At 65.6% G+C, this 23,529-nt stretch carries 22 protein-coding genes; 14 read left to right on the plus strand and 8 right to left on the minus strand.

From position 1 onward, the window contains the following. Positions 1–16 precede the first annotated feature (16 nt). From L5014_RS09515 to L5014_RS09555, 9 genes are all read left to right on the plus strand, one after another. Positions 17–991 (plus strand): cyclase family protein, encoded by a 975-nt coding sequence (locus L5014_RS09515; protein WP_238463372.1) that lies wholly within the window; start codon positions 17–19, stop codon positions 989–991. A 184-nt stretch (positions 992–1,175) separates the two neighbouring features. After that, the gene (locus L5014_RS09520) at positions 1,176–1,937 is read left to right on the plus strand and encodes an SDR family NAD(P)-dependent oxidoreductase (protein WP_238463373.1); all 762 of its coding nucleotides are present in this window, start codon (positions 1,176–1,178) and stop codon (positions 1,935–1,937) included. Then, entirely contained in the window at positions 1,934–3,106 is a 1,173-nt protein-coding gene (locus L5014_RS09525; RefSeq protein WP_238463374.1) for an acyl-CoA dehydrogenase family protein, read from the plus strand. The genes L5014_RS09520 and L5014_RS09525 overlap by 4 nt, the downstream gene beginning before the upstream one ends. Continuing rightward, complete coding sequence (locus L5014_RS09530) at positions 3,103–4,170, plus strand: phosphotransferase (RefSeq protein WP_238463375.1); 1,068 nt, start codon at positions 3,103–3,105, stop codon at positions 4,168–4,170. Before L5014_RS09525 ends, L5014_RS09530 begins: the two co-directional genes overlap by 4 nt. After that, positions 4,167–4,967, plus strand: coding sequence for an enoyl-CoA hydratase/isomerase family protein (locus L5014_RS09535; protein WP_238463376.1), 801 nt, complete (start codon positions 4,167–4,169; stop codon positions 4,965–4,967). Before L5014_RS09530 ends, L5014_RS09535 begins: the two co-directional genes overlap by 4 nt. Continuing rightward, positions 4,960–6,120, plus strand: a complete 1,161-nt coding sequence (locus L5014_RS09540; RefSeq protein WP_238463377.1) for an acetyl-CoA C-acetyltransferase — start codon at positions 4,960–4,962, stop codon at positions 6,118–6,120. Before L5014_RS09535 ends, L5014_RS09540 begins: the two co-directional genes overlap by 8 nt. A gap of 7 nt (positions 6,121–6,127) precedes the next feature. After that, positions 6,128–7,105: an NAD(P)H-dependent flavin oxidoreductase gene (locus L5014_RS09545; protein WP_274389318.1), complete on the plus strand. Its 978-nt coding sequence runs from the start codon at positions 6,128–6,130 to the stop codon at positions 7,103–7,105. Positions 7,106–7,143: 38 nt separating this feature from the next. Next, entirely contained in the window at positions 7,144–8,334 is a 1,191-nt protein-coding gene (locus L5014_RS09550) for an acetyl-CoA C-acyltransferase (protein ID WP_238463379.1), read from the plus strand. A gap of 131 nt (positions 8,335–8,465) precedes the next feature. Further along, entirely contained in the window at positions 8,466–9,509 is a 1,044-nt protein-coding gene (locus L5014_RS09555; protein WP_238463380.1) for a CaiB/BaiF CoA transferase family protein, read from the plus strand. Between the two features lie 25 nt (positions 9,510–9,534). Here L5014_RS09555 and L5014_RS09560 read toward each other — a convergent pair whose 3' ends face one another. The 8 genes from L5014_RS09560 to L5014_RS09595 are packed head-to-tail and all read right to left on the minus strand — an operon-like array spanning position 9,535 to position 17,078. Beyond that, positions 9,535–10,323, minus strand: a complete 789-nt coding sequence (locus L5014_RS09560; RefSeq protein WP_238463381.1) for an SDR family NAD(P)-dependent oxidoreductase — start codon at positions 10,321–10,323, stop codon at positions 9,535–9,537. A 2-nt stretch (positions 10,324–10,325) separates the two neighbouring features. After that, complete coding sequence (locus L5014_RS09565; RefSeq protein ID WP_238463382.1) at positions 10,326–11,432, minus strand: glycerol dehydrogenase; 1,107 nt, start codon at positions 11,430–11,432, stop codon at positions 10,326–10,328. Continuing rightward, positions 11,426–12,151: an HAD family hydrolase gene (locus tag L5014_RS09570; RefSeq protein ID WP_238463383.1), complete on the minus strand. Its 726-nt coding sequence runs from the start codon at positions 12,149–12,151 to the stop codon at positions 11,426–11,428. The genes L5014_RS09565 and L5014_RS09570 overlap by 7 nt, the downstream gene beginning before the upstream one ends. Further along, complete coding sequence (locus tag L5014_RS09575) at positions 12,148–13,665, minus strand: xylulokinase (protein WP_238463384.1); 1,518 nt, start codon at positions 13,663–13,665, stop codon at positions 12,148–12,150. The genes L5014_RS09570 and L5014_RS09575 overlap by 4 nt, the downstream gene beginning before the upstream one ends. 36 nt (positions 13,666–13,701) lie before the next feature. After that, the gene (locus tag L5014_RS09580; RefSeq protein WP_238463385.1) at positions 13,702–14,616 is read right to left on the minus strand and encodes an MBL fold metallo-hydrolase; all 915 of its coding nucleotides are present in this window, start codon (positions 14,614–14,616) and stop codon (positions 13,702–13,704) included. Positions 14,617–14,618: 2 nt separating this feature from the next. Then, complete coding sequence (locus L5014_RS09585; protein ID WP_238463386.1) at positions 14,619–15,392, minus strand: SDR family NAD(P)-dependent oxidoreductase; 774 nt, start codon at positions 15,390–15,392, stop codon at positions 14,619–14,621. Positions 15,393–15,435: 43 nt separating this feature from the next. Continuing rightward, complete coding sequence (locus L5014_RS09590; RefSeq protein ID WP_238463387.1) at positions 15,436–16,437, minus strand: shikimate dehydrogenase family protein; 1,002 nt, start codon at positions 16,435–16,437, stop codon at positions 15,436–15,438. Continuing rightward, positions 16,434–17,078, minus strand: a complete 645-nt coding sequence (locus tag L5014_RS09595) for a glucose-6-phosphate isomerase (RefSeq protein ID WP_238463388.1) — start codon at positions 17,076–17,078, stop codon at positions 16,434–16,436. Before L5014_RS09595 ends, L5014_RS09590 begins: the two co-directional genes overlap by 4 nt. Positions 17,079–17,288: 210 nt before the next feature. On the opposite strand from L5014_RS09595, the gene L5014_RS09600 reads away from it, so the two are divergent. The 5 genes from L5014_RS09600 to L5014_RS09620 all read left to right on the plus strand — a co-directional run bounded on the left by L5014_RS09600 (position 17,289) and on the right by L5014_RS09620 (position 23,428). Next, entirely contained in the window at positions 17,289–18,713 is a 1,425-nt protein-coding gene (locus L5014_RS09600) for an FAD-binding oxidoreductase (RefSeq protein WP_238463389.1), read from the plus strand. A 75-nt stretch (positions 18,714–18,788) separates the two neighbouring features. Then, a complete protein-coding gene (locus L5014_RS09605) occupies positions 18,789–19,766 on the plus strand; it encodes a sugar ABC transporter substrate-binding protein (protein ID WP_238463390.1) in 978 nt (325 codons plus the stop codon). Between the two features lie 96 nt (positions 19,767–19,862). Next, a complete protein-coding gene (locus L5014_RS09610) occupies positions 19,863–21,413 on the plus strand; it encodes a sugar ABC transporter ATP-binding protein (RefSeq protein ID WP_238463391.1) in 1,551 nt (516 codons plus the stop codon). Positions 21,414–21,474: 61 nt separating this feature from the next. Beyond that, a complete protein-coding gene (locus L5014_RS09615) occupies positions 21,475–22,485 on the plus strand; it encodes an ABC transporter permease (RefSeq protein WP_238463392.1) in 1,011 nt (336 codons plus the stop codon). 85 nt (positions 22,486–22,570) lie between these two features. Then, the gene (locus L5014_RS09620) at positions 22,571–23,428 is read left to right on the plus strand and encodes an SIS domain-containing protein (protein WP_238463393.1); all 858 of its coding nucleotides are present in this window, start codon (positions 22,571–22,573) and stop codon (positions 23,426–23,428) included. Positions 23,429–23,529: the final 101 nt, after the last annotated feature.

Genomic DNA, 23,529 nt, shown 5'->3' on the forward strand with positions numbered 1-23,529 from the left:
GCAAAGGAGACGCGTGATGAGCAATGAATCGAAGGAAAAGATGGTCCCCGATATGGCTGAGCTGCTTGCGAATTCGCCGAAGAATTGGGGGAAGTGGGGCTCTGAAGACGAAGTCGGATGCCTCAATTACCTCACCCAGGAAGAAGCGTTGCGCGGCATCGCGGCGGTGAAGCAGGGTAAGACGTTTACGTTGCAGGTCAAGATGGGTGATCCGTCCGGTGACCCGATCTGGCCGGGGCGCAGAGAGGCGCAGCGCCTGAATGTGCTCGACCGTGGGCATTTTATGTGCGGTTGCGGCCCACGCTTCCCCGGCAACATGGAGTATGCGGATGACATGATGGTCATTTATCTCCAGGGCTCGAGCCAGTATGACGCACTCGGCCATGTCTGGTACGACGAGCAGCTCTATAACGGATTCGATGCATCGACGACGATCGGCGGCATGAAGAGAGCCAGTGTGCTGCCGCTCGCAGAGCGTGGCGTGGTGGGAAGAGGCGTTTTGATCGACATGGCCAGGTATCGCAACAAGGAATCGCTGGACAAAGGCGAGACGTTTACCCACGTCGACCTGATGAATGCTGCAAAGGCACAGGGATGCGAGATCCAGAAACGCGATGTGCTGCTCATTCGAACCGGATGGCTTGGACGGTTCTATAGCTCGGATCATGCCGAGTTCTACAAGGATTTCATCGAACCGGGGCTGACTTATAGTCCGGAACTCGTGGAATGGTTCGCGACCATGGAAATACCTAACCTGGTTACGGACACGATCGCGAATGAAGTCACCATCGATCCGGTGTCAGGCGTGGCGCTTCCATTGCATAACGCGCTGATGCGCAATCTCGGCGTTGCGTTCACCGAGATCATCGCACTGGACGCCCTGGCGGCCGATTGTGCCGCGGATGGGCAATGGACTTTCTTGTACACCGCTGCTCCTCTGAAAGTGGTGGGCGGGACGGGCGCTCCCGTCAATCCCATCGTTATCAAGTAGTCCATAAAAGCGATTTCTACGGCCAAATACTCCTTGACAAGCCTTGGGCTATGCTAAATTATTACTCATTAGTACATATGTTACTTTGAAGTAGATATTTGCCTGACCAGCGCTCTAGACCAGTTCGGGCTGGAGCGCTGCTCAAGCTGGCGTATCGAAAACTGACGTTGACGTGGAGGCGGAGATGCAAATCAGGAATGTGGCGGCAATCGTGACGGGAGGGGCTTCCGGCTTGGGTGGCGCGGCGGCGAAACGGCTGGCCGATGCGGGTGCGAAGGTTGCGATCTTCGATCTGAACGAGGAACTGGGGCGTGTGCATGCCGCGGCCATCGGTGGGATTTTCCTCAAGGTCGACGTGACTGACGAGGCAGCCGTTGCCCAAGCTATTGCCGAGGCCGAGGCGCAGCATGGCCCGGCCCGGATTCTGGTCAATTCCGCCGGTGTGGGGACGCCCGCCAAAGTGATCGACCGCGATGGCAAGCCGCTGCCCCTCAAGACTTTCTCCAAAATCATTTCAGTCAATCTGCTCGGCACCTTCAACGTGCTTTCGCAGTTCGCTGCCCGGCTGCATTCGGCCGAAAAAGAGGGGGAGGAGCGCGGCGTGATCGTGAATGTCGCAAGCGTCGCCGCCTTCGACGGGCAGATCGGTCAGCCGGCCTATGCCGCGTCGAAAGCGGGCATCGTTGGCATGACCCTGCCCATCGCGCGCGAACTCGCCCGCTACGCGATTCGCGTGATGACCATCGCCCCCGGGATTTTCATGACGCCGCTGCTCGCAAGCCTGCCGCAAGAGGCGCAGGATTCGCTCGGGCAGCAGGTGCCGTTTCCGAGCCGTCTTGGCCAGCCCGACGAGTTTGCGCAACTTGTCGAGGCGATCGTGACGAACCCGATGCTCAACGGCGAGGTCATCCGTCTCGACGGCGCGATCCGGATGGCGCCGCGATGAGCTACCCGGACTACGCCGAGGCATCCGCGATTGCAGAGCGGGTCGAGCGTTTCGTGCGTGACGTCGTGGTTCCGTATGAACGCGATGCACGCCGAGACCATCACAACTGCCCCACCGAGGCGCTGATTGTCGAGCTTCGGCAAAAGGCGCGGGAAGCGGGGGTGATGACGCCGCACATCCTGAGCGACGGCAGCCATCTCAGCCATCGTGGTACGGCCCTGGTCCTGACCAAAACAGGGTTGTCTCCGCTGGGTCCATTGGCATGCAATACCGCGGCTCCAGATGAAGGCAACATGTACTTGCTGGGGAAAGTCGGCAGCCCGGAGATCAAGGCGCGCTTTCTCGAGCCGCTGGTCCTGGGGGAAGCGCGCTCGGCATTTTTCATGACCGAGCCGGCGAGCGAGGAGGGAGCAGGCTCCGATCCGTCGATGATGAAGACGGCTTGCCGGCGCGATGGCGACGGTTGGGTGATTCGCGGCCGCAAGGCGTTCATCACGGGCGCCGACGGTGCGCAGATTGGCGTTGTCATGGCGAAGGCGGATGAAGGTGCGTGCATGTTCCTGGTTGACCTGCCGAACCCCTCGATCCGGATCGAGCAGGTGCCGCGCACGATCGACTCGTCCATGCCGGGTGGTCATGCAACCTTGTACATCGACGACCTTTATGTCCCCGCGAATCAAATGCTCGGCGATGCCGGAGAGGGCTTTCGCTACGCACAGGTGCGCCTGGCGCCCGCGCGGCTGACCCACTGCATGCGCTGGTACGGCGCGTGTCTGCGCGCGAACGAGATCGCCACGGGCTACGCGAACCGGCGGACGGCGTTCGGCAAGTTGCTGATCGACCACGAGGGCGTGGGATTCATGCTCGCCGAAAACCTGATCGAACTGCAGCAGGTGGAGTTGATGATCGATTGGTGTGCCGATGCGCTCGACAAAGGGCTGCAGGGCATTACCGAAAGCTCGATGGCCAAGGTCGCAGTTAGCGAAGCCCTGATGCGAGTTGCGGATCGTTGCGTCCAGGTCATGGGCGGCAGTGGCCTGACTGAAGAGACGATCGTCGAGCAGGTGTTTCGGGAAATTCGCGCGTTCCGGATCTATGACGGCCCGACTGAAGTGCATAAATGGTCGATCGCGAAGAAGATCAAACGTGACTGGAGTATGAAGCCATGAGCGCCGTCGGACAGGATGCGAATAGCGGGGCCGGTGACGTGCGTGATGCGATGCGTTTCGAATCCGCAGCGCTCGAACGCTGGATGCACGAACACGTCGCCGGGTTTCGCGGGCCGCTGACCGTGTCGCAGTTCAAGGGTGGGCAGTCGAATCCGACCTACCGGCTCGAGTCGCCGTCGGGCAGCTATGTGCTGCGCCGCAAGCCGCCCGGTGAGATCCTGAAGGGCGCCCATGCAGTGGAGCGCGAAGCGCGGGTGCAGCAGGCACTGCGCGCGGCGGGTTTCCCCGTTGCGAGGATCCACGGCCTGTGTGTCGACGAGTCGGTCATCGGCAGCTGGTTCTACGTCATGGAACTGGTCGAGGGCCGCATTTTCTGGGACGCGACCTTTCCGGGTGTCGCCGACGATCAGCGTGCGCGCTACTTCGATGCCATGAACGCTACGATGGCCGCGCTGCATCGGATCGATCCCGGCGCAATCGGCCTCGCGGACTACGGCAAATCCGGAAATTACTTCGCTCGCCAGATCGGCCGCTGGTCCAGGCAATATCTGGACGATACCGATGCCGGCCGCGATGCCCACATGGATGCACTGATCGAATGGCTGCCCGCGAACCTTCCAGCCGATGAGGCGTCGAGCGTCGTGCACGGGGATTTTCGCTGCGACAACATGATCTTCCATCCGACGCAGCCGGTGGTGGTGGCGGTGCTGGATTGGGAGTTGTCGACACTCGGCGATCCGCTGGCCGACTTCGCGTACCACGCGATGATGTACCAGATGCCGCCGCATATCGTTGCCGGGCTGGCGGGAGCCGATTTGACTGCGCTGCGCATTCCCGACGAGCGCTCCTATGTGCGCGATTATTGCGCGCGTACCGGGCGAACCGGTATCGAAAACTGGCCGTTCTATATCGCGTTTAATTTCTTCCGGATGGCGGCGATTTTCCATGGCATCAAGGGGCGCGCGATACGGGGCACGGCTGCGTCCGAGCATGCGCGCGAACGCGCGGAGAGTTTCCCGGTGCTGGCGGAACTGGCGTACCGGGCAATGAAGGAGTGCCAATGAACAATGCACACGTATTGTTTTCAGTGGACGGGCCGGTTGCGACCATCAAATTGAATCGGCCGGAGGTTGGCAACGCGATCGGTCTGCCGCTGGCGCGCGCGCTGCTCGAGGCCGCGATCCGCTGCGATCACGATCCCGCGATTCGTTGCGTCGTGCTGACCGGGAACGGGCGACTGTTCTGCGCCGGCGGAGATCTGGCCGAGTTCCGCACCGCGGGAGACGGGATTCCCGGCTACCTCAGCGAGCTGGCCGGCATCCTGCATCTGGCCATTTCCCGGCTCATGCGCATGCCCAAGCCATTAGTTGTGCTGGTCAACGGTCCGGCCGCCGGCGCAGGCCTCAGTCTCGCGATCATGGGCGATATCGTGCTCGCGACCCGCTCGGCGCATTTCACGCCTGCATACGGCGCGGTCGGGTTGAGCCCCGACGGCGGTCTGAGCTGGCTGTTGCCGCGCTTCATCGGCATGAGGCGCGCGCAGGAAATGATTGTCGCGAACCGCCGCGTGGCGGCGGTCGAAGCCGAGTCAATCGGACTCGTCACGCGTGTAGTCGACGACGACGCGCTCGCGAGCGAAGGGGCGAAACTGGTGCAATCGCTGGTCGCGTCTGCGACGCAGGCCATCGGCGCGACGCGGCGTCTATTGCTGGAAACGTATGAGAACGGACTCGAGGCTCACCTGGAAAAAGAGGCGCGCAGTATCGCGGCCCTGAGCTCGGGTCCCGAGGTTCGAGAAGGCGTCGCTGCATTTTCGGAACAGCGAAAACCGAATTTCTGTCTGGAGAACATCAATGGCTGAGGCATATATCGTCGAAGCGGTACGGACCGCAGGAGGACGACGTAACGGGGCGCTGGCGGGGTGGCATCCTGCCGATATGGCTGCTGAAGTACTCAATGCCGTGGTCGATCGCTCGGGAATTGATCCCGCGCGCATCGACGACGTGATTCTCGGCTGCGTCACGCAGGCCGGCGAGCAGTCGTTTGCATTCGCGAGAAATGCCGTACTGGCTTCCCGCCTGCCGCAAACCGTGCCAGCCGTCACCATCGACCGGCAATGCGGAAGTTCGCAGCAGGCCGTCCAGTTCGCCGCCCAGGCGGTCATGTCCGGAACGCAGGATGTCGTGATCGCCGCGGGTGCGGAGAGCATGAGCCGCGTGCCGATGGGGTCGAACTTCGCGCTTCACGAGAAAGCCGGCATCGGCGTTGGTCCGTTCAGTGAGCGGATCAGGCAGCGCTTCGGCGTGCAGTCGTTCAGCCAGTTTCGAGGCGCTGAAATGATCGCGAAGAAGTATGGTTTCGATCGCGACCAGCTCGATCGCTTTGCGCTCGAGAGCCATCGCCGCGCGATTCTGGCGACCGATGCAGGCGCGTTCAAGGATGAGATCGTCCCGCTCGCAATCGATGCGGGGCTGCATCGGGTGGACGAGGGCATTCGCCGGGACGCGACGCTGGAAGGGATTGCGGCGGTCAAATTGCTGTCTGACGACGGCGTCATTTCGGCGGCCAATTCGAGTCAGATCTGTGATGGCGCGTCGGCCGCGCTCGTCGTGAGCGAGCGGGCGCTCGAGGAGTACGGGCTAAAGCCTCTTGCCCGCATCGTCAACATGACCGTCACGGCGGGTGACCCGATCATCATGCTGGAAGAACCGATCGAAGCGACGCGCCGCGCGTTGCGCAAAGCGGGCATGAGCATGGGTGACATCGACCTGTACGAAGTGAACGAAGCGTTTGCGCCGGTGCCCTTGGCCTGGCTCGAGGCGCTCGACGCCGATCCGGCGCGCTTGAACGTCAACGGCGGCGCGATTGCGCTAGGCCACCCGCTCGGCGCGTCGGGAACCAGGCTCATGGCGACCTTGATTCACGCGTTGCGGGCACGCGGAAAACGTTACGGATTGCAGACCATGTGCGAGGGCGGCGGCGTGGCCAATGTCACGATCCTGGAGGTACTCTGAAATGGCGCTGCGGACTCGAGTTACGGAACTGCTCGGCATCCGTCATCCCGTCGTGCAAGGCGGCATGATGTGGGTTGGCCGGGCCACGCTCGCGAGCGCTGTGTCGAACGCGGGCGGGCTCGGCATCCTGACCGCCCTCACGCAGCCGACACCAGACGATTTGCGGCGCGAGATCGATCGGTGTCGCAGTATGACCGACAAGCCTTTTGGGGTGAACCTGACCATCCTTCCGTCGGTGAACCCGCCGCCGTATGCGGACTACCGGCGCGCGATCATCGAGAGCGGTGTGAAAATCGTCGAGACGGCCGGTAGTCGGCCGCAGGCGCACGTCGAGGAATTCAAGGCACATGGCATTACGGTGATTCACAAATGCACGTCGGTGCGTCATGCCGTGTCGGCGCAGAAGATGGGCGTCGACATCATCTCGATCGATGGTTTCGAATGTGCGGGACATCCCGGCGAAGACGACGTCCCGGGGCTGATCCTGATTCCGGCGGCGGCCGCGCAAGTGTCGATTCCGATGATCGCCAGCGGCGGGTTTGCGGACGGTCGTGGCCTTGCCGCGGCGCTGGCGTTGGGAGCCGAAGGCATCAACATGGGTACGCGTTTTTGTGCGACCGCCGAAGCACCGATTCATCACGCTATCAAGCAGTTCATCGTCGATAACGACGAGCGTGCGACGAACCTGATTTTACGGAAGTTTCATAACACCGGCCGCGTTGCACGCAATAGCGTGTCGGACAAGGTCGTCGAGCTGTCGGGTCTGCCGGAGACGACATTCGATGATATTCGCCCGTTGGTAGCGGGTGCCAACGGACGGCAAGCGCTGGAGTCGGGCGACCTCGACGGGGGGCTCATTTGGGCTGGCCAGGTTCAGGGGCTGATTCACGACATCCCGGACTGTGCAGAGCTCGTTGCACGCATCGTCGACGAAGCCGAGACGCTCATTCGGAAACGTCTTCTGGATCTGATCGAGCCCGCCTGACGAATATCGAAACCCGAATCCCATTGAGGAAAATTGACATGTCCGATCCTGTGGTAATTGTCTCCGCCGCCCGTACCCCGATGGGCAAGTTCCAGGGCGCATTTTCGGGCTTGACCGCTTCGAATCTGGGTTCTTTGGCTATCAAGGCTGCGATCGAGCGTGGCGGCATCGACGCCAGTCTGATCGACGAAGTATTGCTGGGATGCGTGCTCCAGGCAGGACAAGGGCAGGCGCCGGCCCGGCAGGCAGCCATTCAGGCCGATCTGCCGCGGACTGCTGGCTGCACGACGATACACAAGGTGTGCGGATCCGGGATGAAGGCCGCGATGCTCGGACATGACGGTATTCTGGCGGGATCGTACAGGGCCGCCGTCGTTGGGGGCATGGAGTCCATGACCAATGCGCCTTACCTGGTGCCGAAAGCTCGTGGAGGCTATCGCCTCGGACATGCCCAGTTGCTGGATCACATGTTCTTTGACGGATTGGAGGACGCTTACTCCGATGAGACACGGGGTCGCCTGATGGGAACATTTGCCGAAGAATGTGCGGCCGGTTACGGCTTCACCCGGGAAATGCAGGATGATTTCGCGATTCGATCGACCCTTCGCGCCAGGCAGGCCTGCACCGACGGCGGCTTCGATTGGGAGGTAATTCCGGTCAACGTGACCAGCCGGGCGGGCAGCGTCATCATCGATAGGGATGAAGGGCCCTTCGCGGTCGATATCGAGCGGATTCCGACGCTCAAAGCGGCCTTCGCAAAAAATGGAACGGTAACGGCCGCCAATTCGTCGTCGATATCCGATGGTGCGGCGGCGATGGTTTTGATGCGGGCTTCCCAGGCAGACAAGCATGGTCTTTCGCCGATTGCCCGTATCGTCGGACATACAACGCACGCGGGTATTCCGGCGCAGTTTCCGTCAGCGCCGGTCGGCGCAATACGGAAGCTGTTCGAGTTGACTGGCTGGAACGAGAAGTCGACGGATCTCTTTGAGATCAATGAGGCGTTTGCAGTGGTCGCGATGGCCGCTGAGCATGATCTGGGACTTGATCCCGACAAATTGAACGTACATGGGGGGGCCTGCGCGTTGGGGCACCCGATAGGTGCCTCGGGTGCGCGGCTTGTCGTTACGCTCCTCGGTGCGTTGCGCAAGCACGGCCGCAAGCGTGGGGTTGCGTCACTCTGCATTGGCGGAGGAGAGGCCACCGCTATGGCCGTCGAGATGCTCTGATGCTTCGGGATGGACCAGCTTCTGCCTGACCGAACCCCATGCCGGCTCGGACGCAAGCGCATGGTGATCGGTAAGGCGGTCGCTGCCGCGCAGGTGTGGTGGCCATTCAACACACAGAGGTACTTTCACTCATGAACCCGCCGCTCGCAGGCATCCGCGTAATCGAGTTTGAGGGGCTTGGACCCGGACCGCTGGCGGGTCGCATGCTCGCTGACATGGGCGCGCAGGTCACGGTCATTGCCCGGCCGACACGGGGTCCGGTCAACGCGCGCTTCAGCAGCGAGCACCATGACCCGTTAGCTCGCGGCAAAACGATCGTGACGCTAGATCTGAAGCAGGCAGTGGGGCTAGCCGAGGCAATGGATCGAATAGCCGATGCAGATGCGCTGATCGAGGGTAATCGTCCTGGTGTGATGGAGCGGCTCGGGCTTGGCCCCTCCGAGTGTGCGGCACGTAACCCGCGTCTCGTCTACGGCAGGATGACGGGCTGGGGACAGGACGGACCATTGGCTCAGGCTGCCGGGCACGACCTGAACTATGTGGCGCTGACCGGGCTCCTGTCTCTATCCGGTCGCGGGGGTCGCGGGGGGCGCGGTAGCGAGCCGCCGAGTGTGCCGCCGACCGTGGTCGGGGATGCGGCCGGCGCACTGGGGCTCGCTTTCGGCATGGTCTGCGCGATGCTCGAGGCGCGTACAAGCGGTCACGGCCGAGTAGTGGATGGTGCGATTATCGATGTAGTGGCAATGCTCGGCACCATTGCGCAGTGGATACGTGCCAGTGGACAACTCGATGGCGAGCAACCCAGTCCGTTCCATGATTCGCCGTTCTACGACGTCTACGCCTGCGCCGATGGCAATTACGTCACGGTGGGGGCACTGGAGCCGCAGTTCTACGCGCTGCTGCTCAACAAGCTGGGGCTCACTGATGTAGACCCGACAGCTCAATATCACGTTTCAACCTGGCCCGCGCTTAAGAAACGCTTCGTTTCTCTTTTCGCGAGCCAACCGCGTGCGCATTGGTGTGCGCTGCTCGAGGGCAGCGATGCTTGCTTTGCGCCCGTGCTAACGCTGGCTGAAGCGGCAGTCCATCCGCACAACGTCGCGCGTGGCATCTATCACGTTGACGCACACGGCGGCATCGAAGTGGCTGGCGCACCTCGGTTCTTCACGCTTTAGCCTGCCGTCGTGATGCCCGCTCTTCCTAGCTGCCGCTCACATAGCCCCCATCGACCGGCAAGGTAACCCCCGTGACAAACGCCGCCGCGGGCGAAGCGAGAAAGACGGCGGCGCCCACGAGATCCTCGGCTTCTCCCCAGCGCTTGAGCGCCGCGCGCGCCGCGATCTTGCCGGCTGACACGGGCGACTCCCACAGCGCGCGCGTCATGTCCGTGCGATGGTAGCCTGGCGCAATCGCATTCACGCGCACGCCCGCCACGCCGAACGAATGCGCGAGCGCGCGTGTGAGGCCCAGAATTCCGGTCTTGCTCGCGCAATAGGCGGGCACTTCGACATCCGCGAGATAGCTGAGCATCGACGCGACGTTTACGACCACGCCCTTCGAACGTTCGAGCAGCGGCCGCGCCGCCATCGAGAAGCGCATCGCCGCAGTGAGGTTCACGTCGAGGACCTCGCGAAATACGTCGTCACGGTATTCGTCGAAGGGGCGCGCCACGCCGGCTGCATTGATCAGGATATCCAACGATTCGAGATCGCTGCAAAAGCGGTTGATGTCCTCGACTTCGCGCACGTCGACGCGCTCGAAGCGGATATGCGAGAGCGTGGCGTCGGCGCGCAGCGCTTCGAGCTTGGCCGCCGAGCTGCCGGTGGCGATCACGCGCGCGCCGAGCGAGGCGAAGCCTTCGGCGATCGCGAGGCCGATGCCGCTCGTCGCGCCCGAGACGAGCACGGTCTTGCCATTGAAGAGGCCGGGCCGGAAGGCGTGAATTTCGTGTTTTTCCGCGGAGTCGTGGTGCTGGGCGGTTTGCGTCATGGTCAGGCAGCTCCTTGCAGGACGAGTGTGTCGAGGCGTGCGCCGTAGCGGTCCATTGCCCTGAGGGCGGCGACCACCATGTCGGGCTCGACGGGATACGGTTCGTTGTGGATGATTTCGCCCGCGCGGCAGGCGCGCGCTGCCACGGTTTCGAGCGCGTGGCTGTCTTCTGCCTCCACATTCACCTGGGCGAGGCGCGTGGGCAGGCCGACCGCGCGGCAAAAGCGGAACACGCGCTGGCGTTCGTCGTCGGGGACGGTCGAGAGAAACAGCGAGGCGAGTACGCCGATCGCCACCTTTTCGCCGTGCAGCAGGCTGTGCGACGAAGGCAGGTCGGCGAGCCCGTGGTGGATCGCGTGCGCGGCGGCCACGCCGCCCGATTCGAAACCGATGCCCGAGAGCAGCACGGTGGCTTCGAGCGTCGCGTCGAAGTCGGGCGTGACGATCTGCGCGCGGCAGTCTTCGACGGCCTGCGGCGCGTGCGCAAACAGCAGGTCGCGGCATAGGCGTGCGGCTTCGAAGGCGAGCGCCGTGCCACGCCCGCCGCACAGGTTGCTCTTATGGGCGCGCCGGCAGGCCTCGGCTTCGTAGTAGGTCGCCAGCGCGTCGCCAATGCCGGCGATGAAAAAGCGCGCGGGCGCGCGCACGATCACGGCGGTGTCGAGCAGCACGAGGTCCGGGTTGCGGCGCACGAAGCGGTCGCGCACCACGCGGCCCGCTTCGTCGTAGATCACGGCGAGCGCACTGCACGGCGCGTCCGAGGCCGCGATGGTCGGCACGCAGGCGAACGGCAGACGCAGGTCGTCGGCGGCGGCGCGGCCCGTGTCGGTCACCTTGCCGCCGCCGAACGAGACCACCACGTCCGCGCCGCTCGCGCGGATCCACCCGGCGGTTTCGGCGACCGAGCGCTCGGTGCAGGCGGCGTCGACTTCACGCACCTGCAGCGCGACGCGCTCGGCGCGCGCGAGCACCGGTTCGAGCAGCGCCGCGACGTTGCGGTCGACGAGGCAGGCGGCGCGCGAGCCAAGACGCGCGAGTTCGGCATCGAGCGTGGCGAGCGCACCGGCGCCCTGGACGTAGCGCGAGGGGAAAATGCTGGTTCTCAACATGGTGTGGTGTGCGGACTCGGTTCAGATGCGGGTTCAGACGCGGGCTCAAAAAAAAGCGCGCCCGGCAGCCCGAGCGCGGCGGCGATTTCGCGCGCGCTGCGCACGATCTGCGTGCCGTGCGGAAAGTTCGCGTTGGCCTCCGATGCGCCCGCATCGGGCCAGCCGAGCACGCGCATGCCGGCAGCGAGCGCGGCACGTGCGCCGGTTGGGCTGTCTTCGATGGCGATGGCCTCGGCGGGCGCGACGTCGAGCAGATACGCGGCGCGCAGGTAGCCTTCGGGGTCGGGCTTGCCGTTGCGCACGTCGCTGGCGCTCACCGAGACGCGTCCGGGCGCCTGCAATCCGAGTGCATTCAGATTGGCTTCGAGCAGCATGCGACCCGCGTTCGAGACGATGGCCTGGCGCAACCCGGCCGCGTGTGCGGCGCGCCAGAGTTCGAGCGCGCCAGGGCGCGCTTCGAGCTGCGGCGCCTCGGCCACATAGCGCGCGGCGCGCAGCGCCGACCAAGTGTCGAAATCCGCTTCAATGCCGAAGCGTTCGCGGCAGATGCGGTACACGTCGAGGCCGGTGCGCCCGAACATCAGCGGATGCAACTCGTCGCCGGCTTGTATGCCGTAGTGCGCGAGCGCCGCGATCAGTGTGTGCATGTGCAGCGGCTCGCTGAGGGCGAGCGTGCCGTCCATGTCCCAAAGCACGGCGCGTGGAGGCGGTGCGTTCATGCTTCGTCTCCGGCGAGTCGGTCGAGGTCGTCGTAGAACTGCTGCGAGTGCGCATAGAGGCGTTCGAAGATCGGCATCATGCGGTCGTAGGTGTCGGCGGCGCGCGGGTCGGGCTGCACTTCGCGCGCGAAACGCACGAAACGGCGCACGGCGTCGCCGAGCGTCGCGAACTGGCCGGTGGCCGTTGCCGCGAGCAGCGCGCAGCCCATCACGCCGCATTCGACCTCGGCGGGCACGAGCACCGGGGTGCGATACATGCTGGCCTTGATGTCGAGCCACAATGCAGCCTTCGCGCCGCCGCTCGCTGCCACCAGCCGCTCGATCGCCACGCCCGCGGGCTGGATCATGGCCATGTGGCGGCGCACGCCGAAGGCCACGCCTTCGAGCACGGCGCGATGCAGATGCGCGAGGCCGTGGCGCGCGGCGATGCCGAAGAACTGCGCGCGCGAGTTCGGGTGCGCGCCGAAGCGCTCGCCGGTGAGGTAAGGCAGGAAGAAGAGGCCCTCGGCGCCGACGGGCGCTTCGGCGGCCTTGCGCGCGACGTCCTCGTACGAGAGCGCGTTTTCGTGGAAGGCGCGGCGCGCCCAGCGCATGGCGTCGCCGCCCGAGTCGAGCAGCGTGAAGCGGCCCCACAGGCCCTCGCAAGTCGCGACGTTCGAGACCTCCGGGTGCAGCATGGGCGTGTCGGCGATCACCGTGATGATCGACGAGGTGCCCGTGATGTCCGAGGCGAGGCCTGGCTCATACACGCCCGAGCCCAGCACCGAGGCCGGATAGTCGGCTGCGCCCACCAGCACGGGCGTGCCTTCGCGCAGGCCGGTGGCCTGCGCGGCCGCCCTCGTCACCGCGCCCAGCACCTCGTGGGGCGCGCGGATGGGCGGCAGCTTGCGGACGTCCAGGCCGAGGGCTTCGAGCATGACCGGCGACCACGCGCGCGTTTGCGGGTCCATCAGGAAGGTCATCGAGGCGTCGCTCCAGTCGCATGCTCGCTCGCCGGTCAGCCGGAAGTTCACGTAGTCCTTCGGCATGAACACGGTCGTGGCGCGTTCGTAGGCGTCGCGCTCGTGCTGGCGGAGCCACTGAAGCTTGAAGCCGGGCCACGCGGGGGTGGGCGGGTTCGCGGTGCGCGCGAGCCATGCCTGCGCGTCGGCGCCGCTGCCGTGGCGGGCGCGAAACGATTCGACCTGTGCGGCGGCGCGCTTGTCGTTCCAGAGCGGCGCGGCCTCGCGCGTGAGCTTGCCGTCGGCGTCGATGAGCACGGTGCCGTGCATCTGTCCGCAGGCGCAGATCGCGGCGATGTGCTGCGCCGCGCCCGGCTCGGCTGCGAGCACTTCGCGGATCGCGTGGACGGCGCCCGTCCACCAGTCGAGCGGGCGCTGCTCGGACCAGCCATAGCGCGGCACGATCTGCTCGTGCTCGCGCGCGGCGAGGCGGCGAATCGAGCCGGTCGCATCGACGAGCGCGGCGCGCACGCTGCCGGTGCCCACGTCGATTGCCAGATAGGTTGTCTCCATGTTTGCTTGTCCCATCGTCGTGGGGAGTGTCGAGGTTCAGGCGTTGCCAGCATTGGCGCGCACGCGCCACGCGCATTGCGTGCGCGCGCGGTAGAGCGCCAGCGCGCCGCGCTCCTCGACGATACGCGCGTCGATCTCGGCCGGCGCGATCGTGTTGAAGTCGAAGAGGCCATGATGATGCGCGATCATCACGCGCACGCCCGCGTCCTTCGCGAGCGTCACCGCTTCGTCGAGCGTGAAGTTGCCCGGCACGCCGTTGCCGCTGCGCTCGGTGTCGCGCCCGTTCACGGGCAGCAGCGCGACATGCGGTGCGAGCGCGGCCACGCGAGCGGCGAGCCCCGCATACGGCACGCAGTCGCCCGAATGATAGACGCGCACGCCCGCAATCTCGATCACATAGCCAAGCCACGGATGCCGCCCCTGCGCGTCGGTGTCGAGCGTTTCGTGCGCCGAGGCGAGCGGCGCGACGCTGAGTCCCGGCACGCTTGCCAGCGGCTGCACGCGCTCGCCCGCATCGACGGCGATCAGGCGCGACGCATCCACGCCGCAGCGCTTCACCGCTTCGTCGAGCGTGGCCGCTGGCACCACGAAACGCAGCCCGGGAAAGCGCCGCGCGAGCGGCTGCAGGGTGTCCGGGTCCATGTGGTCGGTGTGGCGGTGCGTGCAGAGCACGAGGTCGACGCGTTCGAGATCCTCGGGCGCGATCGGCGCGGCCATCATGCGCTCGTGCGGATAGTGCGTGCCGCGGTACTTGCGCGCGAGCGAATCGGAAAGATACGGATCGATCAAGAGGCGCAAGCCCGCGCCCTCGATCACGAAGCCCGCCTGGCCGAGCCAGTAGAGCGCGACGTCGGCGGCAGCGACCGGCGCATGCGCGCGCGGCGCGGCGAGGCGCGCTGCGAGCGGCATCTCGAAGGTCTCGACGTCGATGGAAAGGCGCGCGGCGCTCATGCTTACCAGCACACGTAGCCGCCGTCCGCGAGCACGATCGAGCCTGTCATCAGGCTGGCGGCGTCGCTAGCGAGAAAGAGCACGACCGAGGCCACTTCGTCCACGCGGCCAAGCCGGTTCATCGGCGTGCCGCCGACCCAGTGGCGATACATCTCCTCGTTCTCGTAGACGTACTTGTTCATCTCCGTGTCGATATAGGTGGGCGCAACGGCGTTCACGCGCACGCCGCGCGCGCCCCATTCGGCGGCGAGTGAGCGCGTGAGGTGATGCACGCCCGCCTTCGACGCGTTGTAGTTCGCCTGCTCCTGCGGCCGGTTCACGATGAAGCCCGACATCGAGCCCACGTTCACGATGCTGCCGCCGCCGTGCTCCAGCATGCTCTTGCCGAACGCGCGGCAGCAGCGGAACACGCCGTTGAGGTTCACGTCGATCACGCGGTCCCAGACCTCGTCGCTCATGGTTTCGGCGGGATGGTTCGAGATGGCGATGCCCGCGTTGTTCACGAGCACGTCCACGCGGCCGTGACGCGCGATCACGGCGTCGTGCACGCGTTGCACGGCGGCCACGTCGGTGACGTCCAGCCGTTCGCCTTCAACCTGCGCGCCCGCCGTCGCGAGCTTGCTCACCGCTTCGTCGAGCGCGCCCTGATGCATGTCCGTGAGCACCACGCGCGCGCCGGCCTGCGTGAGCGCGTCGGCGATCGCGAAGCCGATCCCGCGCGCGGCGCCCGTCACCACGGCGAGCTTGCCGTCCAGGCGGAATTTGTCGAGATACATCGTTGGTCCTTCGAATGGAGTGGATGAGTGCGTCAGCGCGCGTTCATGCGACTGGCTGCTTCAGTTGCGTGCCCGGGTGCGTGGGTTGCGCTGATTGCGGCTTGCCCGCCGCGGCGGCGATCCGGCAGATTTCATCGAAAGCCGGGCCGTGCGTCGGAATGTCGATATGAAACACCTCGGCCATCACCCGAGTCCAGCCGTAAATGAAATAGGTCCAGCCGTCCTCGACCTGCAGATGCCGCGCGTCCTGCTGCGCGCGCGCCTGATCGAGGAACACGAGGTCGCCGCGATAGTTCAGGTCCCACACGATGGCGCGCTCGGGAAAGCGAGCCGCGCTCGTGAGCGGCGAACCCGGTGCGTCCTTGCCAAGGCCGGTGGCGTTGATCACGAGCGCGCCGGGTTGCAGGCGCGCGAGCACGGCGTCGTTGTCCTCGGGGCGCGGGGCGATCACATACTCGCACGGCACACCCAGATCGAGCTCGCGGTGGATGCGCTCGATTTCCGCGAGGCGCGCGCCCGAGCGGTTCGAGACAATCACGCGCGAGGGCCGGTTCGCGCCGCGGCTTTGCTGCATCAGATGCCAGGTGAGCGCGATGGTCGAGCCGCCCGCGCCCATCGAAAACACTTCGGCGCCCGTGCGCGCGAAATGCTCCGGCGGCAGAAAGCCGTCGAGCGCGAAGCCCGATGTGATGGGGTCTTTCGCGTGGCACACGAACTTGCCGTCGCGTTTCGAGAGGCAGCTCGTTTCGCCCATGAAGCGCGCGTGCGTGTCGATCTCGTCGAAGAGATCCTGGCACGCGGCGTACAGGTCGATCTTGTGCGTGGTGACGAGTGCGCCGAGCGAGAGCGGATCGCGGCGAATGAACTCCACCGCTTCGCGATACGCCTCGGCGCTCGCGTGCGGCGCGAAGTCGATGCCTTTCATCTCGACGTCGCCGAGCCCGAGATGGCGCGCCCACGCGGGGAACACGCGCATGATCGAGCTCTGCGCGGTGCTCACGCCAATGAAGTAGAAGGTCGGTTTCGTGGCGGGGGCGTAGCTCATCGTGCCTGCTCCATTTCAGTGTGGGACGCGAGCAGCGCGTCGATCTCGGCGTGCGTGCGCGCGCGCCAGGCGGGATTGGGCGCGCTCTGCCAGCCGCCCTGGCCGTCGTCGACGATGCGCGTGCGCATGCCGTTCGAACGCTCGATGATCGCGTAGTCCTGGCCCGAGTCGGCGGGGTAGCAGAACAGCATCACGAAGTCGCTTCCGCCCAGATTCACGGAACGATGAATCCAGCGCGGCGGCACATAGCACACTGTGTTCGCGCGGATCTCGACGATGCGCGTCTCGCCGTCGGGCGCCTCCATCAGCATCAGCCCGTGGCCCTTCAAGCCAAAGTACAGCTCCGGGCGTTCGACGTTCGCGTGAATGTGGCCGCGCGTCATGAAGAACTCGTCGCCCACCTTGCCCGCGCCCATGCGGGTCACGCCCGTGATGAGGTCGCCCGCGTTCGCGTTGGGCCGGTGGTCGGTGACTTCATAAACGACTTCGTCGCCGCGCGAGGCCGCGAGCGCCTCGAAAGCGCGCGCATCGGCGTAGAGCCCGGCGAGATCGCCAAGGCGTTTCTGGTAGTGCGAACCGGTGCCGGCCATCAGGCCGGTCGCCAGATCCACCTCGAACGAACGCGGTTCGGGCCATTGCATCGCTTTCATCTCCCTCGAAGATTGGGTCCGTGTAGCTTTCTGAACGTTAGCGTTTGTGATGATAAAGTTTGTGAAACAAACGACTATTCGGGTTTTTACGGAGTAATATCGTCATTTTCATTCATTTAATAGAAGTGTTACTATCGTTTCAATTCGAGCAACCCACGCTTTGCGACTGGCTGAGCGTCATGGAAAAAGCAGGAGGCAAGCATGCAACAGAGCGCTCATCCGGCGCGCGCCGCGGCAGGCGCACCCGTGGTGGAAGCCTTGCGCGAGGCGCTGGGCGCGGGGGTGGTGAGCCTGCCGGCCGAATTCGCCGGTCGCAGCCACGCCGATTCGAGTCGCATGCCGTGCGCCGAGCCCATTGCGCTCGTGCGTCCGCGCACGACCGAACAGGTAGCCACGGCGCTGCGCATCTGTCATGCGCACGCCCAGCCGGTGGTGACCCAGGGCGGGTTGAGTGGCCTCGCGGGCGGCGCGTGCCTGCTCGGCGGCGAAGTGGCGTTGAGCCTCGAGCTGATGAATGCGATCGAGGAGATCGATCCGGTGAGCGCGACCATGACGGTGCAGGCGGGCGTGCCGCTGCAAACCGTGCAGGAAACCGCCGACGCCGCGGGCTTCATGTTTCCCCTCGATCTGGGCGCGCGCGGCAGCGCGACCATCGGCGGCAATCTCGCGACCAACGCGGGCGGCAACCGCGTGATCCGCTACGGGATGATGCGCGAGCAGGCGCTCGACGTGGAGGCCGTGCTCGCCGACGGCAGCGTGGTGGGCGGCCTGCGCAAGATGATCAAGAACAACACGGGCTACGACCTGCGCAATCTGCTGATCGGCAGCGAAGGCACGCTCGGCGTCATCACGCGCGCCGTGCTGCGGCTGCGTCCGAAGCCGCGCGCCGTGTCCACCGCATGGTGCGGCGTGCCCGACTACGCGAGCGTCACGACGCTGCTTCGTCTCGCGCAGGAGCGGCTGCCCGCCGGTGTTTCGGCCTTCGAAGTGATGTGGCCGGGCTATTACGACTTCGTGCTCTCGCGCCTGCCCGAGCTGCGCGCGCCGCTCACGGGCCGTCACGCGTTCTACGTGCTGCTCGAAAGCAGCGGCGCCGACCCCGAAAGCCAGAACGCCGCCTTCGAAGCCTTTCTCGCCGAGATGCTCGAAGCGGGCACGCTCGAAGACGCCGCGCTCGCGGCCAATGAAACGCATGCCGCCGCCTTCTGGGCGATTCGCGACGCACCCGGCGAATACGGCCGCCTGATTCCGGGGCGTGTCTCGTTCGACGTGAGCTTTTCGATCGCCGACGTGGGCGAGGCCGCGCGCCGCTGCGACGAGCGCCTGCGCGCGCAGTGGCCCGGCGCCACGATCCTGATCTACGGGCATCTCGGCGACGGCAACCTGCATATCGTCGTTCAGCAGCCGGACTGGCCCGCGAGCGCCGCCGCCGAAGTCAAACGCACCGTGTATGGCGTGACGGGCGAGATGGGCGGCTCGGTGTCGGCGGAACACGGCATCGGCATCAAGAAGCTCGAAGTGCTCGCGCTCTCGCGCAGCCCCGCTGAACTCGCTGCGATGCGCGCCGTGAAGGCTGCGCTCGATCCGCTCGGCATCCTGAATCCCGGCAAGTTGCTCGCGTCATGAAACTGACGCCACACCGAAGCGCACCGCGCGCAACGCGCCGTTTTACCGCGTGACACACCTATATAAGGAGGAGACATGTCGCGTCTCATGCAGAAGCTGATGTGCGCCGCCGCGCTTGCCGCGGCCGGCATGGTGGCCGCCGCACCCGCGCTCGCCGCGGACAAGCTCAAGGTCGGCGTTTCGATGAAGGTGCTCAATGCGCCGTACTTTGCCGCCGCGATGGAATCGGCGAAGGCGCGCGCCACCGAGCTTGGCGCCGACGTGATCGTCGCCGACGCGCAGGGCAAGATGCAAAAACAGATCGCCGACGTGGAAGACCTCGTCACGCGCGGCGTGAAAGTGCTCGTGATCGATCCCGCCGATCCCGAAGCGCTGGTGGGCGCGGTGAATGCCGCGAGCGCGGCGGGCGTGAAGGTCGTGGTGATCGACAGCACGCTCAACCCGAAGGCCAACTACCTCACGCTCGTGCAGTCGTCCAATCGCCAGAACGGCGCGCTGGTGGGTCGCTGGGTAGTCGACAACATGGGCGACAAGCCGCTGAAGATCGCGCTCATTTCGGGCGAGAAGGGCAACCCGGTGGGCAAGGAGCGCCGCGACGGCGTGCTCGAAGGGATCATCGAGGCGCAGCTCGAAAAGACCGGCAAGTCCAACGTGCAGATCGTTGGCCAGGGCTGGGGCAACTGGTCCGACGAAGGCGGCCTGAAGGCAATGGAAGACCTGCTCGTGGCCAACAAGGACATCAACATGGTGCTCGGCGAGAACGACAGCATGGTGCTCGGCGCGCGCCGCGCGATCGAAAGCGCGAACCGCCAGGGCATCACGCTCGTGGCCGCCGCCGACGGCCAGAAGGAAGCGCTCGCGCTCATCAAGCAGGGCAAGTACGGCGCGACCGCGCTCAACGACCCGGCGCTCGTGGCACGCACGGCCGTGGACATCGGCGTGAAGGCCGCGAAGGGTGAGACCGTGAACGTGCCGAAGGTGTCGTACACGCCGTCGGCGGCGATCTCCAAGGGCAATGTCGACAAGTTCTACAACCCGAAGGCGATCTTCTGAAGCAGCCGTTCATCAGGTTTCCGAACCGTTTTGGTCGTTGAAGACGCAAGCGCGCCGCGCACAAGGCGGCGCGCCTGTTCGACTGGAGAGAGTTACATGATTCCGTTCATCGCGCTCACGGGCATCGACAAGCGCTTCGGCGGTATTCACGCGATCGAGAACATCGACTTTGACGTGATGAGCGGCGAGGTGCATGCGCTCGTCGGCGAAAACGGCGCGGGCAAGTCGACGCTCATGCGCGTGATCGGCGGCGGGCATCAGCCCGACGCCGGCACCATCCGCGTGGCAGGGCGCGAAATGGTGCTGCGCAATCCGCACGCGGCGCTCGCCGAGGGCATTGCCGTGATTCACCAGGAAACGGCGCTCGCCCCCGATCTTTCGGTGGCCGAGAACGTGTTTCTCGGCGCGTTGCCGCGCGTGATCGACTGGCGCACCCTGCGCGAAAAGGCGCGCGCGCTGATCGAGAGCCTTGGGTTCGAGATCGATCCGGCTGCGCTCGTTGGCACGTTGTCCGCCGCGCAGTGCCAGGTGATCGAAATCGCCAAGGCGCTTTCCGGCGAGCTCAAGCTGCTCGTGCTCGACGAGCCGACCGCCGCGCTCGCGCCAACGGACGCCGAGCGCCTGCTCGAGATCGTGCGGGCGTTGCGCGCGCGGGGCGTGGGCATCGTCTATATCTCGCACCGGCTCGAAGAGGTGTTCGCGATCGCCGACCGCATTACCGTGCTCAAGGACGGCAAGCGCGTCGACACCGTCAAGCCCGCCGATCTCACGCGCGACGAGCTGATCCGCAAGATGGTGGGTCGCCCGCTTTCGGTGCTGTTCCCCGAGCGGCACGCCACGCTCGGCGAGGCCGTGCTCAAGGTGAGCGATCTCACGCGCGGCGACGCGGTGCGCGGCGTTTCGTTCGAGGTGCGCGCGGGCGAAGTGGTGGGGCTGGGCGGCCTGATCGGCTCCGGGCGCACCGAGGTCGCGCGGCTGATCTTCGGCGCCGACCGGGCTGACGCGGGCGAGGTCGAGCTCAAGGGCCGGCGCCTGAACGCACGCACGCCGCGCGCGGCAGTACGCGCGGGCATTGGCTTCGTGCCCGAGGACCGTAAAGGCCAGGGCGCGGTGCTCAAGATGCCGATCCGCATCAACGCGACGCTCGCGGCGCTCAAGTCGGTCAGCGCGCCGGGCGGCTTTCTCGCCTTCGGGCGCGAACGCGCGAGCGTCGCGCAACTCATGGACGCGCTGCGCATCAAGGCGCGCTCGATGGACGCCGACGTCTCGACGCTCTCGGGCGGCAACCAGCAAAAGGTCGTGCTCGCGAAGTGGTTCCATGCCGACGGCGATCTCATCATTCTCGACGAGCCCACGCGCGGCGTGGACGTCGGCGCGAAAGTCGAGATCTACACGCTCATCAATCAGCTTGCCGAGCGCGGCAAGGCCGTTCTCGTGATCTCGTCGGAGCATCAGGAACTGATCGGCTTGTGCGACCGCATTCTCGTGATGGGCGACGGCCGCATCCGCGGCGAACTGCAGCCTGCGGGGTACAGCGAAGAAGCGATTCTTTCGCTCTCGCTGCGCCGCGATCCGGGCGAAACACACGGCAGCCCGCACGGCAACGCGGCGTCGCCGCGCGAGAGCGCCTCGATCACGCATGCCTGACCCCAAAGATCATCAAGCTCATCAAGCTCATCAAGCTCAATCCAGTCTGGAGACACCCATCATGAACCCCAGCGCCGTCACCTCCGACCCGCGCGAGCGCCGCTCCGGCATCGCGTCGCTCAAGCACGGCTGGCAAGCCGCGCGCAAGTTCAACACGGTCGCGATTCTCGTCGTGCTGATCGTGGCCGCCTCGTTCATCTCGGACGACTTCTTCTCTGTCGCGAACCTCTCGAACATCTCGCGCCAGGTGGCGGGCGTCGGCATCATGTCGGTCGGCATGCTGCTGGTCGTGCTCACGGGCGGCATCGATCTTTCGGTGGGCTCGGTCGCGGCGCTCGGCAGCGTGCTTTCGGCGCTGCTCATTCCCGAGCATGGCCTCGCGTTCGCACTGGCTGCCACGCTCGTGACCGGCGGCCTGTGCGGGCTCGTCTCGGGCGTGCTCGTGGCGTTCTGCCGCCTCACGCCGTTCGTCGTCACGCTCGCGATGATGACGGTTGCACGCGGCATTGCGATGATCGTCTCGAACGGCTCGCCCGTTCTCGTCGACGATGCCGGCCAGGCGCTGCTCGATTTCGGCCGTCACAGCTACCTGGGCATTCCGGGGCCGACGCTCGTGATGCTGATCGTGTTCGTGCTGGGCGGCATCGCGCTCGGGCGCATGCGCGCCGGACGCGTGGTGCGCGCGATCGGCTCGAACGAGGAGGCGGTGCGGCTTTCCGGCGTGCCGGTGGCGCGCCACGTGCTCGGCACCTACGTGTGTTCGGGCGTGCTGGCGGCCATGGCGGGCATCATCTCCACCTCGCGCGCGAGCGTGGGGGCGCCGACCGTGGGCGTGGGCGACGAACTCACCGTGATCGCGGCGGTGGTGATCGGGGGGGCGAGCCTTGCGGGCGGCAAGGGCGGTGTGCTCAATACGCTGATGGGCGTGCTGATTCTCGGCGTGATCGGCAACATCATGAATCTCGCGAGCGTGCCGGGCTATCACCAGCAGGTTGTGATGGGCGCGATCATCGTCGCGGCGGTGCTCATGCAGCAGGGCCCGAACTTCTGGCGCCGCTGGCTCTTCCGCTAAACTGCGTCGTAACCGCGTGACAGCCGCAGGGTGGCCGCCATGCGGCGATGGCGTTGCGCCAGCCCATCGACGAAGGAATTTTCGCGTGCCCGATTACAACATTCTCGAAGTGATTGACCGCGCCCGGCCGGACCTGCGCCGCGGCAGCCGGCAAGTCGCCGATTACATTCTCGCCAACGTTCACACGATCGCGGACCTGAGCCTTTCCGAGCTCGCGCGGCTTGCGCAGGTGAGCGAGCCCACGGTGCTGCGCTTTTGCGCCACCATCGGCTGCAGCGGCTTCAAGGAGTTCAAGATTCGCGTGGTGCAGAGCCTCGCGCTGGGGGCGCCCGCCACGCACTCGGTGCTCAAGGGCGCCGACACGCCCGAAACGGTGGCCACCAAGATCTTCGACTACACCATCACGAGCCTGGACTGGGCGCGCAAGAAGCTCGACTTCGAGGCGATCGGGCGCGCCGTGGATCTGCTCGCGGTGGCACAGCGCATCGAGTTCTTCGGCTTTGGCGCGTCAGGCATCGTGGCGCTCGACGCGCAGCAGAAGTTTCCGCTCTTTGGCGTGCCTTGCATCGCGCACCAGGATTCGCACCAGCAGTTCATCGCGGCCTCGATGCTCAAGCCCGGCGACGCCGTGGTGGCGATCTCGAACACGGGCTCGACGCGCTCGCTCATCGAAGTGGCGCGCACGGCGAAGGAGCGTGGCGCGAGCGTGGTGGTGATCACCGGCTCGCACGGGCCGCTCACGCGCTACTGCGACGTGGCGGTGGTGGCGGAAACGCTGGAGAACACCGACGTCTATACGCCGACGACCTCGCGCCTCGCGGCGCTCGTGATCGTCGACATCCTGTCGACCAGTGTGGCATTGAAAAAGGGCGAGGCGCACGCGCTCGACGTCCAGGACATGAAACGCCATCTCGCCGACATGCGCTCCTCGGGCGTGATCTGAACGCTCGCGCGCGGTCCGGAAACACAATCATCCCTCATGCGGGGCGTGCAAATGAGATAAAATTGCATATCCGCGCGGAACTTATCCCCAGCGAGCCTGCT

Origin of the sequence: Paraburkholderia tagetis, assembly GCF_022213065.1 — a bacterium.
Lineage (GTDB): Bacteria > Pseudomonadota > Gammaproteobacteria > Burkholderiales > Burkholderiaceae > Paraburkholderia > Paraburkholderia tagetis.

Coding starts and splice junctions, on each gene's coding strand:
- L5014_RS09590 (WP_238463387.1), bottom strand. CDS start 16,437: ATGAGCTACGCCCCCGCCACGAAACCGACCTTCTACTTCATTGGCGTG.
- L5014_RS09530 (WP_238463375.1), top strand. CDS start 3,103: ATGAGCGCCGTCGGACAGGATGCGAATAGCGGGGCCGGTGACGTGCGT.
- L5014_RS09520 (WP_238463373.1), top strand. CDS start 1,176: ATGCAAATCAGGAATGTGGCGGCAATCGTGACGGGAGGGGCTTCCGGC.
- L5014_RS09540 (WP_238463377.1), top strand. CDS start 4,960: ATGGCTGAGGCATATATCGTCGAAGCGGTACGGACCGCAGGAGGACGA.
- L5014_RS09585 (WP_238463386.1), bottom strand. CDS start 15,392: ATGTATCTCGACAAATTCCGCCTGGACGGCAAGCTCGCCGTGGTGACG.
- L5014_RS09570 (WP_238463383.1), bottom strand. CDS start 12,151: ATGAACGCACCGCCTCCACGCGCCGTGCTTTGGGACATGGACGGCACG.
- L5014_RS09580 (WP_238463385.1), bottom strand. CDS start 14,616: ATGAGCGCCGCGCGCCTTTCCATCGACGTCGAGACCTTCGAGATGCCG.
- L5014_RS09515 (WP_238463372.1), top strand. CDS start 17: ATGAGCAATGAATCGAAGGAAAAGATGGTCCCCGATATGGCTGAGCTG.
- L5014_RS09525 (WP_238463374.1), top strand. CDS start 1,934: ATGAGCTACCCGGACTACGCCGAGGCATCCGCGATTGCAGAGCGGGTC.
- L5014_RS09560 (WP_238463381.1), bottom strand. CDS start 10,323: ATGACGCAAACCGCCCAGCACCACGACTCCGCGGAAAAACACGAAATT.
- L5014_RS09565 (WP_238463382.1), bottom strand. CDS start 11,432: ATGTTGAGAACCAGCATTTTCCCCTCGCGCTACGTCCAGGGCGCCGGT.
- L5014_RS09535 (WP_238463376.1), top strand. CDS start 4,167: ATGAACAATGCACACGTATTGTTTTCAGTGGACGGGCCGGTTGCGACC.
- L5014_RS09555 (WP_238463380.1), top strand. CDS start 8,466: ATGAACCCGCCGCTCGCAGGCATCCGCGTAATCGAGTTTGAGGGGCTT.
- L5014_RS09600 (WP_238463389.1), top strand. CDS start 17,289: ATGCAACAGAGCGCTCATCCGGCGCGCGCCGCGGCAGGCGCACCCGTG.
- L5014_RS09550 (WP_238463379.1), top strand. CDS start 7,144: ATGTCCGATCCTGTGGTAATTGTCTCCGCCGCCCGTACCCCGATGGGC.
- L5014_RS09595 (WP_238463388.1), bottom strand. CDS start 17,078: ATGCAATGGCCCGAACCGCGTTCGTTCGAGGTGGATCTGGCGACCGGC.
- L5014_RS09610 (WP_238463391.1), top strand. CDS start 19,863: ATGATTCCGTTCATCGCGCTCACGGGCATCGACAAGCGCTTCGGCGGT.
- L5014_RS09605 (WP_238463390.1), top strand. CDS start 18,789: ATGTCGCGTCTCATGCAGAAGCTGATGTGCGCCGCCGCGCTTGCCGCG.
- L5014_RS09575 (WP_238463384.1), bottom strand. CDS start 13,665: ATGGAGACAACCTATCTGGCAATCGACGTGGGCACCGGCAGCGTGCGC.
- L5014_RS09615 (WP_238463392.1), top strand. CDS start 21,475: ATGAACCCCAGCGCCGTCACCTCCGACCCGCGCGAGCGCCGCTCCGGC.